Origin of the sequence: Moritella sp. 28 (assembly GCF_018219435.1) — a bacterium.
GTDB lineage: Bacteria > Pseudomonadota > Gammaproteobacteria > Enterobacterales > Moritellaceae > Moritella.
Genome location: NZ_CP056121.1, coordinates 3283925 through 3296478 on the forward strand (window position 1 = coordinate 3283925; position 12554 = coordinate 3296478).

Annotated in this window: 11 protein-coding genes and 1 pseudogene; 8 read left to right on the forward strand and 4 right to left on the reverse strand. The window is 38.7% G+C overall.

The genetic code is table 11. The features are described 5' to 3' along the window. Positions 1 to 65: 65 nt before the first annotated feature. Both HWV02_RS23040 and HWV02_RS14455 read left to right on the forward strand, forming a co-directional pair. Positions 66 to 149: pseudogene (locus HWV02_RS23040) on the forward strand (integrase); the annotation flags it as partial. Positions 150 to 376: 227 nt separating this feature from the next. Beyond that, entirely contained in the window at positions 377 to 1174 is a 798-nt protein-coding gene (locus HWV02_RS14455) for a response regulator (RefSeq protein ID WP_211676478.1), read from the forward strand. Between the two features lie 102 nt (positions 1175 to 1276). Here HWV02_RS14455 and HWV02_RS14460 read toward each other — a convergent pair whose 3' ends face one another. Then, positions 1277 to 2197 (reverse strand): LysR family transcriptional regulator, encoded by a 921-nt coding sequence (locus tag HWV02_RS14460; RefSeq protein WP_211676479.1) that lies wholly within the window; start codon positions 2195 to 2197, stop codon positions 1277 to 1279. Positions 2198 to 2412: 215 nt separating this feature from the next. On the opposite strand from HWV02_RS14460, the gene metE reads away from it, so the two are divergent. Then, positions 2413 to 4695: a 5-methyltetrahydropteroyltriglutamate--homocysteine S-methyltransferase gene (gene metE, locus HWV02_RS14465; RefSeq protein WP_211688391.1), complete on the forward strand. Its 2283-nt coding sequence runs from the start codon at positions 2413 to 2415 to the stop codon at positions 4693 to 4695. Between the two features lie 74 nt (positions 4696 to 4769). On the opposite strand, the gene HWV02_RS14470 is transcribed toward metE, so the two are convergent. Next, positions 4770 to 5069 carry a Dabb family protein gene (locus HWV02_RS14470; protein ID WP_017219590.1) on the reverse strand — a complete coding sequence of 100 codons (300 nt, stop codon included), beginning with the start codon at positions 5067 to 5069 and terminating at the stop codon, positions 4770 to 4772. Positions 5070 to 5285: 216 nt separating this feature from the next. Here HWV02_RS14470 and HWV02_RS14475 point away from each other — a divergent pair, with 216 nt between their 5' ends. The 3 genes from HWV02_RS14475 to HWV02_RS14485 all read left to right on the forward strand — a co-directional run bounded on the left by HWV02_RS14475 (position 5286) and on the right by HWV02_RS14485 (position 8424). Next, positions 5286 to 7013, forward strand: a complete 1728-nt coding sequence (locus HWV02_RS14475) for a choice-of-anchor I family protein (protein ID WP_211688393.1) — start codon at positions 5286 to 5288, stop codon at positions 7011 to 7013. 209 nt (positions 7014 to 7222) lie between these two features. Continuing rightward, the gene (locus tag HWV02_RS14480) at positions 7223 to 7636 is read left to right on the forward strand and encodes a hypothetical protein (protein ID WP_211688395.1); all 414 of its coding nucleotides are present in this window, start codon (positions 7223 to 7225) and stop codon (positions 7634 to 7636) included. Between the two features lie 290 nt (positions 7637 to 7926). Continuing rightward, positions 7927 to 8424, forward strand: a complete 498-nt coding sequence (locus tag HWV02_RS14485) for a hypothetical protein (RefSeq protein ID WP_067044041.1) — start codon at positions 7927 to 7929, stop codon at positions 8422 to 8424. A gap of 67 nt (positions 8425 to 8491) precedes the next feature. Here the strand turns inward: HWV02_RS14485 and yejK are convergent, their stop codons facing one another. Then, positions 8492 to 9526 carry a nucleoid-associated protein YejK gene (yejK, locus tag HWV02_RS14490; protein WP_211676483.1) on the reverse strand — a complete coding sequence of 345 codons (1035 nt, stop codon included), beginning with the start codon at positions 9524 to 9526 and terminating at the stop codon, positions 8492 to 8494. Positions 9527 to 9606: 80 nt separating this feature from the next. On the opposite strand from yejK, the gene HWV02_RS14495 reads away from it, so the two are divergent. Together HWV02_RS14495 and HWV02_RS14500 are read left to right on the forward strand one after the other, a co-directional pair. Then, positions 9607 to 9837, forward strand: a complete 231-nt coding sequence (locus HWV02_RS14495; RefSeq protein ID WP_019442879.1) for a DUF1414 domain-containing protein — start codon at positions 9607 to 9609, stop codon at positions 9835 to 9837. A gap of 83 nt (positions 9838 to 9920) precedes the next feature. Beyond that, positions 9921 to 11807: a DUF3413 domain-containing protein gene (locus tag HWV02_RS14500; RefSeq protein ID WP_211676484.1), complete on the forward strand. Its 1887-nt coding sequence runs from the start codon at positions 9921 to 9923 to the stop codon at positions 11805 to 11807. A 3-nt stretch (positions 11808 to 11810) separates the two neighbouring features. On the opposite strand, the gene HWV02_RS14505 is transcribed toward HWV02_RS14500, so the two are convergent. Further along, positions 11811 to 12488 carry a metallophosphoesterase gene (locus tag HWV02_RS14505; RefSeq protein WP_211676485.1) on the reverse strand — a complete coding sequence of 226 codons (678 nt, stop codon included), beginning with the start codon at positions 12486 to 12488 and terminating at the stop codon, positions 11811 to 11813. Positions 12489 to 12554: the final 66 nt, after the last annotated feature.

Below are 12554 nucleotides of genomic sequence, written 5' to 3' on the forward strand. Positions count from 1 at the left end.
CCTGATTTGGGTATATGCTCATCTGTCGATCCCTACCACGGTATAAATAACGGCTTCCATTGCGCCTGCCTAAAGGGCAAACAATACACGTTCTACGTCACACATTTGCAGCTCACTTTATGATGAACTGCGGAAATATATTAGTATTAATAACAAAACAGAGTGCTTATTGCTACGCAACAATGACTTACATCACCGCCCTAAAAGACAGTATTTTTCGTCAAAGGTGATAAAAAAGTGGCGCACCAAGTAAAAACATAGACTAAATCATACAAATATATGCTTAATACGGCTATTATAAAATATCGGATATAAGTTAAAACCACTAATATCAAACACTTAAATTAAAGCAACATAATATGTTACAAGGAATAATATGAGTCTTGAAGTTCGTGACCTGTCAATTTTATTAATTGAGCCTTCTAGCACACAACGTAAATTCATTACTACACAATTACAAGACGCTGGTGTTGATAACATCGAATGCCTTGTCTCAATCGAGCAGGCAAAGCAAAGTTTAACCGGATTTATTCCGGATTTGATTATCAGCGCGATGTATTTTGAAGATGGCTCTGGCGCGGAATTGGCGGAGTTCGTTAAATCTAATGTGCTGACTGAAAATATTGCCTTTATGCTCATTTCTAGCGAGCAACGATTTTCTGTCTTAGATCAAGTGAAACAAGCTGGCGCTATCGCAATTTTGCCCAAGCCATTTAAGTTTGTAGACTTGCAACGCGCCCTCAATGCCACACTGAGTTACATTGAACCAGAAGAAATGGAACTGGATTTATACGATGTAACCACATTAAAAATACTGGTAGTTGATGACAGCCTGACAGCGAGAAAACACATCTGTCGCGTACTCAATAGCATGGGTATTGTGAATATCACCACAGCAGAAAATGGTGTCGAAGCACTGGAATATCTAGCACAAAATACATTCGATTTGATCGTTACCGATTACAACATGCCGGAAATGGATGGCAAAGAGTTAATTGAAAAGATCAGAATGAACCCAGAATTATCTTACTTACCCATTTTGATGGTGACATCTGAAGAAGGCTGCGCCCAGTTAACCGCTGTAAAACAAGCTGGTGTCTCGGCACTATGTGATAAACCTTTTGATATTGATACGGTCAGAATGCTTGTGCAGCAGTTATTGAATGAACAATAGTACAGGTCTACTCGTAGTTTGAAGACTACTCTTAACATAGAGTAGATTCATCAAGGGGATGAACAACTCACCAAGCTCATTCCCTTTTTAACCATTAAAAGACTATCCGTTCACTGCTTTTATCCCTTTCAGCTGCTGAAATGAACTTTCTTTCGCATCTTTTAAAAACTCAACCATGTACGGCATTTCAAGTTGTTCAATACGAATGGCCGCATACAAGGTTGTCCAACAGCTTTCCTCACCGAGTGGTTTAGCTAGGATATAATCTTTTTCTAAGTACTCTGTTAACGCCCAATTTGGCAATGCCGCAACACCGCGCCCACTCGCCACCAGCTGTAACATCATGATGGTTAATTCCGCATGTCGAATGGCATGAGGGGAAACACCTGCAGGATCTAAAAATAAATTAAAAATATCTAATCGTTCCTGCTCTACAGGGTACGTGATCAACGTTTCATCACTCAAATCCTCTGGATCTATATACGCTTTATCTGCTAAAGCATGATGGCGACTGACCGCAAGCATCGGCTGATAGCTAAACAGCGGTTCGTAATGAATACCTGATAATATTTGTGGATCAGAGGTCACCACTAAGTCTAGGTCTCCCCGCTTTAATGCTGGTAAAGGCGCAAAACTAAAGCCCGAGGTTAAATCAAGCTCGACTTCAGGCCACTGGTCACGGAACACATCAATCGCCGGCATTAACCACTGAAAGCAACTGTGACATTCGATTGCCATGTGTAAACGCCCTGCATTACCCGATAATAAACGGCTAATATCACGTTCAGTATTAGCAAACATAGGTAATACTGATTTCGCAAGTTTAAGCACCCTCTCCCCTGCTACAGTAAAGCGTAGCGGTCTTGTTTTTCGAATAAATAACGCCGTATTTAAACGGTCTTCAAGATCTTTTATCTGATGTGATAACGCTGATTGCGTCATATAGAGACTTTCAGATGCTTCGACTAATGAACCTGTCTTTTCTAATGCAATTATAGTTTTCAAATGCTTAACTTCGAGCATCGTTAATTCCCTTTTAAACGGATGGCTAAGTTCAGCATAATGCCAACATCAATTAATTTCAACTTAATCAGTAAAAATATGAATTTGATTCATGTGAGATAATGTTCAATACTTTAGCCATCTAAACAGCTAAGCGTCTATACATTAAGTTTACCGTTTTAATTTAAAGTTTAAGACTCAAGCAAAAAAATACATCTAAGAAAATGGAGTTAAAGATGGCTAAATCACACATATTAGGTTTCCCCCGTATCGGTGCAGACCGCGAATTAAAAAAAGCAATTGAGTCATATTGGAAAAATGACATCACCAAAGTTGAGCTAGAAACCGTTGGTAAACAACTCCGCGCTAAACATTGGCAACAGCAAATTGATGCGGGTTTAGACTTCATCACTGTGGGTGACTTTGCTTGGTACGACCAAGTATTGGCATTGTCAGCGACGTTAGGTGTTATCCCAGAGCGTCATCAAGAAGAAACGATCACCCTTGATACACTGTTCAATATGGCGCGAGGTTCTAGCCCTTGCTGTGGTCAACAAGCTGCGGCATGTGAAATGACGAAATGGTTTGATACTAATTATCACTATCTTGTTCCAGAACTAAACGAAGACCAAAATTTCGCATTAAGCTACAACCAACTTGTTGAAGAGATCCAAGAAGCAAAAGCACTTGGTTTCCCAATTAAAGCCAATTTGCTAGGTCCGGTAAGCTACCTCTGGTTAAGTAAAACCAACAGTGATTTTGATAAACTGACATTACTACCTCAACTTGTTGAAACGTATAAGCAACTACTTGCTAACATCGCAACTGAAGGTGTTGAATGGCTGCAAATTGAAGAACCTATTCTCGTTCAAGATCTAACAAGCGAATGGCAACAGGCATTGACAACCAGTTATACTGAATTAGCGAAAGGTAGCAACAAACTACTACTCACCAGTTATTTTGGTGCGCTAGGTGACAATGCTGAGTTAGCATTCTCATTGCCTGTTGATGGCTTCCACATTGATTTATCTCGTGCGCCACAGCAATTAGAGTCGGCATTAGCATTACTCCCTGATAATGCTATTTTATCTGCTGGTATTGTTAATGGCCGCAATATTTGGCGTAACGATCTTGCGCAATCAATCAGCGCATTACAGCAAGCTAAAGCACAGTTAGGTGAGCGTTTATGGATTGCATCTTCATGCTCATTACAACATAGCCCCGTTGACCTAGATAATGAAACTAAACTCGATTCAGAGCTAAAATCTTGGCTAGCGTATGCGACCCAGAAATTGACTGAAATTAGCACTATCAATGCGCTTTTAAGCGGTGACAGTTCTGATGAATTAATAGCACAACTCACTGAATCAACAGCGGTAGTATCATCTCGAGCTACATCATCTCGCATTCATAACGCCGCCGTTAAAGCCCGTGTTGCAGCAATTACCGACCAGGATGCACAACGTCATAGTCAATTTACGCAACGTATAGTAAGCCAACAGCAAGAATTGAATTTACCATTATTTCCAACGACAACGATTGGTTCATTCCCACAAACCAGCGATATTCGTCAGACGCGTAATCAATTTAAACAAAATGTGATCAGCCAAGACCAATACATCACCAAGATGCAAGCAGAGATCAAAGATGTCGTAAAACGCCAAGAAGCACTCGGGCTAGATGTACTTGTACACGGTGAACCAGAGCGTAATGACATGGTTGAATACTTTGGTGAATTACTCGATGGTTTCGCATTCTCAAAAAATGGTTGGGTACAAAGTTATGGTACACGTTGCGTTAAACCACCAATCATCTTTGGCGACATCTCACGCCCAGCCCCAATGACAGTAGCTTGGAGCCAATATGCACAAGCGCAAACCAACAAGCTAATGAAAGGCATGCTGACAGGCCCAGTGACGATTTTATGCTGGTCATTTACCCGTGATGATATCAGTCGTGAAGAACAAACTAATCAAATCGCACTGGCTATTCGTGATGAAGTCGTTGATTTAGAAAAGGCTGGTATTAAAGTAATTCAAATTGATGAGCCTGCGCTGCGTGAAGGACTTCCACTGCGTCACAGTGAACAACAAGCATATTTAGATTGGTCGACTAAAGCTTTCCGTATCAGTGCATCAGGTGTAAGAGACAATACTCAGATCCATACACACATGTGTTACTGTGAATTTAATGACATTATGCCGTCAATTGCCGCATTAGATGCGGATGTTATCACGATTGAGACGTCACGCTCTAACATGGAACTGTTATCTGCCTTTACTGATTTTAGTTACCCAAATGATATTGGTCCGGGGGTTTATGATATTCACTCTCCAAACGTACCAAGTGTTGAATGGATGACACAGTTAATCACCAATGCCAGTGAATACATTGATGTGGCACGCTTATGGGTTAACCCTGATTGCGGTCTTAAAACACGTGGCTGGAAAGAAACAGAAGCAGCATTGAAGAACATGGTGACAGCAGCGCATAACTTACGCGATACATTCTCTAACTAAGCTAATATCTATTTTCTTACTAAAAAGGAGAGCGAACGCTCTCCTTTTTTCATCTATTTTGTATAAATTAGGTATTAATAATCTACAGCTGCACGCTGGCTAGTGATGCTTTTCATCATAGGTAACACAGCTTGATGTGCTGGGTGATCTTGATATACATCTAACGTTTCACGAGAATCGAGATCAGCAATTAATACTAAATCGTAAGAGCCTGCACCTTGCAGACAATCAATACCAACTTCCAAACGTTGTAACCCTGGAATCTGACCATTAAGCGCTTCAAGAGCTTCTTTCGCTAATTTAGCATTTGTGCTTTTATCATTACCATTGGCAGTGTCGAGTAAAGTCCACATCACAATATGTTTGAACGCCATGATTGTTCCATCCTTTTTAACAAACGAATAATTCACCCAACCAACTTGGGGATTTGAAGAAGTGAAAGTATAACTTTAAATGTCATATTTAGGTGGATGAATATCAATATTTCACAAAGATGTCATATGAGTATCACAAATGTGCATTACAACTACCCTATATTTATCAATATACACACATGCGTATTCATAAAAACAATAAAATAAGTGAATCAAATGAAAAAGACTCTGATAAGCACAACCATCGCCCTTGCACTAACGACAGCCATAACAGCTTGTATAGCAAAACCAAGGGACACATCGCAACAACTCATAAAACCGCCTCTTACAGTAACAATGCTTGCACGTTATGAATCAGGTCAATATGGTGTTAGTGCAGCAGAGATCTTAGATTATCATGCACAAAGTAAATCTATTTTTGTGGTTAACGCTAAAAGTGGTCAAGTTGATATTCTCGATGCCAGTATAATTAGTACCATAAAAAATACCGCTAATAACACGACAAAAACCACTGTTGACCCATTAACACTTAATAATTTAATTAAAAAATCCACGTTAAACCTCGCTTCAGATCTAAATCTAACACGCCTAGGTTCTGTGAACAGCGTTGCTATTTATGATAATTTACTTGCTGTTGCGATCGAACGTGGTGACGACAAAGGAAATTCAGTGCAAGACCGTGGATTCATTGGTTTCTATAGTCTAGACAACACAGGAAAAGCGACTTATTTACGCGCTGTCGAAGTCGGTTACCTACCCGATAATGTTGTTTTCACCCATGACGGCAATAAAGTGATTGTAGCCAACGAAGGTGAACCAAGTAATGATTATACCGTCGATCCTGAAGGCTCAATTTCCATCATCAACATCAATAACAATGTGCCAGTAAAACAAGCAATTAATATCAATTTTAACGACTTTGATACACAGTCAGCACGTCATCATGAATTACCAAAAGGTGTAAAGGTAAACGGTCCAAAATCATCCGTTAGCCAAGACCTTGAACCTGAATATATCGCCATATCTCACGATAACTCGCAAGCGTTTGTATCATTACAAGAAAATAATGCAATTGCAGTGATAGACCTCAAGTCACAACGCGTTGAGCGTATTATTGATTTAGGCTGCAAGGATTATGGTCTAGTGAAAAACGCTATCGATGCCAGTGATAAGGATGGAGAAATAAATATCCAATCTTACCCTGGTGTGTACGGTCTTTACCAGCCTGATACAATCGCTAGCTACAGCATTGAAGGCGCTGATTTCATCGTCACAGCCAACGAAGGTGATGCGCGTGATTACGCAGGGTTCTCAGAAGAAACCCGCGCAGGTAAGTTAACACTTGATAAAAACCACCCTCAATTTGATGCCATCCAAGATAAAAAACAGCTAGGACGACTCAAAGTAACAACCAGTATTGGTGATACTGATAATGACGGAGACATAGATAAGATCTACAGCTACGGTTCACGATCTTTCTCTATTTGGGATGCACAAGGCAAACAAGTATTTGACAGTGGTAATGACTTTGAACGTATCACTGCGGACCGCTTAGGTATCAACTTCAATAACCATAACAGTAAAAACAAAGGAGATAGCCGCAGTGATGATAAAGGCGCAGAGCCAGAAGCATTAGCGATTGGCGAAATTAATGGACGTCAATATGCCTTTATTGGTTTAGAGCGTACATCTGGCTTTATGATTTATGATATTACCGTGCCACAGCAGGCTTATTTCATCGATTACATTATTAACCGTAATTTTACACCTAAATTTGAAGTTGAAGACGGTGTAATAACAAAGGGCAACCCTCATGCTATTGGTGATCTAGGTCCTGAAGGTATGAAGTTTATTCCAGAGAACAAGAGTCCAAACGGTAAACCTCTATTACTCGTGGCAAATGAAGTAAGCGGAACAACCGTAGTATATCAACTGAAAAAATAATCCCTCTGGTATATATTGTAGGCTCTTCGAGCTAAGTGATAAACCGCAAATAAGGTTAGTGAAATGCATCACTTACGGTGGTGCATTTTTATTTACAAGTTAGCCATGTTTTATTTCCCTCTGGAATGTGATTTCTAAATAAAACCAATATGATTAACTCAGTTGGAAACAAACCTTAACCTAAAATACTTTCACTAGGAGTGATTACAATGGCTAACTTACTAAACCAAGTAGAAACTATCTACAATGTCGCAAAAGAAACAGCAAAAACATCTATCACTGCAGGTTTTGGTGTTTACGGCACAATCATTGATGAAGCAGCAAAGTCATCAGATAAAGCAACTCAACTATTTGAATCTTTAGTTGAACGTGGCACTCAAGTTGAACCACAAATTAAAGAGCAAGTGTCTGCTATTTTTAGCAAAAAAATCTCTTTAGAATCAATTGAAACTAAAGCACAAAGCATTACTGGTCGCTTTACTGGTGTTCAAGGTCAAAAGCTGAATGAAGTAGAAAGCAAAATCGACCTACTTGCTCAAATGATCAGCGAATTAAAAACTGAACCAGCAAAAGTACAAAAAGTGGTTAAAGCTGCAGCTTCAAAAGCAACTGCTGAAGCTTAATTAAGCTTTGATAACTTAATGGTTAGGGGGAGGCCTTCTCCTCCCTTTTTTATTCTAACTTTCCATCCCAACTCCCTTCATGTTCATCTTATCTATTGATTTAATTTAATTTAATCATACTTCTCATTTAGATATAGTCATAATTCTGCACTATGCCGTTTAGTACACACTCTCAACATCTGCATTAAAATTACCCTAAAAGTGTTTACCATTTGTATTTGCACTTTACGACGTAAAAACTACTATTAAGTAATATCAATACAATGTACATCATCCCCTAAGGATAACGAATGAGCCAAGTTAGCTTAACTTATAACCCAGTTGAAGATCGCATGTTACTCATCGTTTCTAATAATATAAATCATCCTCAGTGGTGGCTAACTCGTCACATGTGCAAGAAATTATTAGAAATGCTAAATGCTGAGTTAACACTGCAATATGAGCTAGATAAAATTCAATCTTTATACAAAGAAAACAAAACGATCCAAGAAGCGTCTTTCGCAGATAAACATCAGCAAGCATTACATGATGCTGCAGGGCGAACCGAAATACAGAAAAAATCGACACCGGCAAAACCCGATGCGCTGCTAACGACACGAATCTCGCTTGATAAAAAACCTGATAATCTTGTCGCCTTATATATTTATTCTCGAGAAAGCCATGGTATTTGTCTTGACCTCGATAATAACGGCTTGCATATATTTTTAGATATGATGATAAAAGTAGCGGTCAAAGGAGAATGGGGATTAAAACAAGCGAGATCTATAGAAAACAAATTGATTGAATGAGACTTAAACAAATGATGATAATCGTCATTACCATCATCTGCATTTACAACAAATAACGAGTTAAATACTATTCGTTATCATCAACAGAGCTGCCACGACGTATAAGCTGCTCACGCAAATTAGGCGGAATACCAACAATTGTTAACGTATCCGTTTGTGCATCATAAGTAATGCGTTCACCCATCAATTTTTGATCAAAACTAACACTAAGACCACCGCCTTGCCCGACATATTTAGTCAGTTTACGTACAGCGCCACGATCTGCAGGAAAACTATCTTCAAGTTCATAGGCTTCTGACGCGTACTGATAAAAGTCACGAGATGTCACATCACCTAGATGATCGGATAGATCTTTAACTTCAATCTCATTACCTTCTTTGATTTGCTCATTACAGTACTGTGCGACTTGCTCACGTGCTTGTATCGACTCTTCAGCATCTAGCTCTGCTACATGACAAAACTCATCAACAGCACGCATTAAGCCTGCATTTTGTAATTTTGCATCCATTCCTTCTGTACAGCCAAGAAAATCTAAGAAAAAATCTGATACCTTACGACCAGCACGGCCTTTAATAAATGATAAGTAACGTTTCGAATCGCTATTTTGTCGCCACTCAGTCAAATCAATTTTAGCTGCAAGCTGTACTTTAGACAGTTCAAGATAATGCGTATTACTGAGATCGAGTTGTTCAGTAACCATTACACTGTCTTTATTTTCTAATAACGCAACGATAAGGTAATCAGATGCCATCCAATTATAATGAACAAACGACAGAATACCTTGTGTCACAAAGTCATATTTGAGTAGTTCACCCACCAACAAGTTTGAAGCAGAGCTTGAAAAATCAACAAAATTACTTTCTTCATCCATAAATTTGCGAAGTTCAATTTCAAAAGGTAGACGACTATTGTCCTCTTCTGCGCATTTAAAATAACCAAAACCTTTCGCTGGTTTGGCATTGTAGATTCGATGTAATTCACTCGCAAGCTCTTCAACAGGCTGTGAATTAACCAATTCTTCACTACGAGGGTAACATTTCAGCTCACCTTCTGTATTAAAGGCTAACGAATGTAGAATAATGTTATTTAATTTTAGCTGCATATATTTAAAGTATTAGAGTTAATGAATTCTGTGAGGTATTATAATCATCTTTGCCCATTCATACATTAAAAGATTAAATTATGCCTATAGTTTCTAAATACAAAAGTGATAAAGTTGAAAAAGTTATTGATGAAGTTATTGATGTACTAGAAAAGCACGACGCGCCACTAGACCTTGGTTTAATGGTACTTGGTAATGCAGCTGCAAATATCATCAATGCTTCTTTATCACCAAAACAGCGCCAAGCGGTTGCTGAAAAATTTGCTAAAGCACTTGTTGCATCAGTAAAGAGTAAAGATACATCACATTAATTAAAATGATAGGCAAGGATGCCTTGTCATTTATTATTCGCCATTACATTATAAAAATACTATATGAGACAGCAGTTTAACTTATGCTAGAAACAGGACATCATTATCGCGATCAGGTCTCCAAAATTATCAGTTGGGGTCATTGGTTTAGCTTAGCCAATATCTTACTGGCAATCATTGTTGCATCACGTTACCTTTTCATCGCCGAATGGCCTGAAACGATGCTAGGTCAAGTTTATTCCCTTATCAGCTTGCTGGGTCATTTTAGTTTTATCATTTTCATATTATATCTGGTGGTCATCTTCCCCGTCAGTTTTCTGATACCGTTTCCACGTACACTGCGTTTTTTAACAGTCCTATTTTCCACGTTGGGAATATCGCTGTTAATTATCGATACAGAAATATTTAAGCTCTATAATTTACATATAAATCCAATTATATTTGAGATATTACTTGGAGAGAACGAACAAACACTTAACTCCGATTGGCAATCGTTCTTTGTTTTCGTACCTTTCTTATTCTTATTTGAATTACTTATCTCAAGTTTTCTGTGGCACAGATTAAGACGTTTAAGCCGTTTTAAACTTGGTCCTATTATTGCGATCTTCTTTTTCAGCTGTTTCTTAACGGGACACCTGCTACACATGTGGGCTGATGCGGCAGTGTACCGCCCTATTACCGCACAAAAAGCAAATTTCCCACTGGCTTACCCTATGACAGCAAGAACCTTCCTTGCTAAATACGGCTGGTTAGATAAAAAAGCATTTGACAAGCGTGTGACAGATACAGATAAACTATCAGATTCACGTCTCGACTATCCTAAAAGTCCGTTGGTAATTAATAACGAGAGTCAGAAACTTAACGTTTTATTCGTTAATATAAGTACGCTTCGAGCAGATATGCTTAATAGTAGCGTCATGCCTGAAATGACAAAGTTATCACAACAAGCTCAATTGTTTACCCATCACTTTAGTACCAGCAATGATAACATTTTGGGTAACTTCAGCATGATGTATGGCCTTGCATCACAATACTGGGATGATATCCAAACCTCAGCGAAACCTCCGTTTATGCTCGACTATTTCACTCAAGCAAACTATAACCTTGGTATATTTAGTACTGATGATTTAGCGTCTTATCGACAAAAACAAACGGCGTTTATTAATTTAGAATCACCACAGACAACCATTGTTGAAGGATCAAATAGTGACAATGAAACTATCGATGCAACAATAAAGTGGTTAGGTAAGCAACAAGATACACAGCCTTGGTTCAGCTATGTCAGTCTGAACTCAGTGCAAAACATGAAAACTCCGAATGGTTTTCCAGCTATGTTTTACCCGAATATTCAAGATCTAAATAGCCAGGCCAGTAATCGCCAACTAGCATTATTTAACAGCTATCGAAACAGTGTTAGTTATGTCGATAAAGCCATTTCAAAATTAGTCTATGAGCTAAAGCAGACAGGCCAGTTTGATAATACGGTTATCGTATTTACGTCTAACCATGGCACTGAGTTTAATGACTCAGAAAACCATTCATGGGGTTATGGAAGTTCTTATTCTATCTATCAAACTCAAGTACCATTATTTATCGTGTGGCCAGGAAAGGAACCAAGTGTCATAGAACAAGACACAAACCACACAGATTTGGTTCCGACTATTTTGAGTAACCTATCCGCTGTAAAGAACCCGATTTCAGATTACAGTAATGGTATTGATTTATTTGCGGGTAACTTTAAAACATGGCAGTTACTCGGCGATGAGAATAACTTTGTTATCCTTCAAGAAGACACGATCACATTATTTTCTTATCAAGGTATATTTAGTCGCCAGGGTAACCATGATGTACGTAATCGTAACTCTTACAAGTCTGTTCCACGAACGACGATGCATGAAGCTACATTTAATCAGGTACTTAGTGAATTAAATTACTTTTTTAAAGCAGCGCCAGCGCAGACACAGGATTAAGAATTAAGCTACCACCATGTATGCTTGTTGTGCGGATAAGATGGTTAATCGTCTTGTCCGCATTAATGTATCAATCCATAATTGATTCGAATTAGTTGTGACTCGCGTGCAATTTACATGGCCATGTATTGCCAAGTTAACCCCTTGAATATGAAATATTTCTCCCTGCTTCACCTGCTTATATTGTTTAGTCGACCAAACGCATTCCTTTAATAATTCCATGTCATCTATACCTGCATTTTGTAACGATAACCAACTTAATGGTGCATTTGCGTGGCAGACGCCAATCTTGCCAAATTCTGACTCGATAGTAAATGCGATTGGACAATACTGTTCTATTAGTAGTTTTAACCTAGCTTGCTCGTCTCTTGAACACTGAAAGAACCACTCTCCACCTACATTACGATGAATTCGAGCCAACTCACTATTACTATCAGCGAATAACATTTCTTCGTGATTTCCCCTAACGGCATAAAACCAAGGTTTTTTAAGCAATTCAAGGCATGCTATTGAGTCAGGACCACGATCCACAATATCCCCAACAGAAAACAAACGGTCACACTCAAAATCAAACTGACACTGCGCTAATGTCGCTAATAACAAATTATATTCACCGTGAATGTCTCCCACAAAGAAGTCCCGCCCTTTATGGTTGATTGGTATATTTTTATGTATTCGCATTTTCTACCTCATTAGGTATACATGACAATATTTTATTTTTGCGATTGCGTTCACGTTAGCGCTATC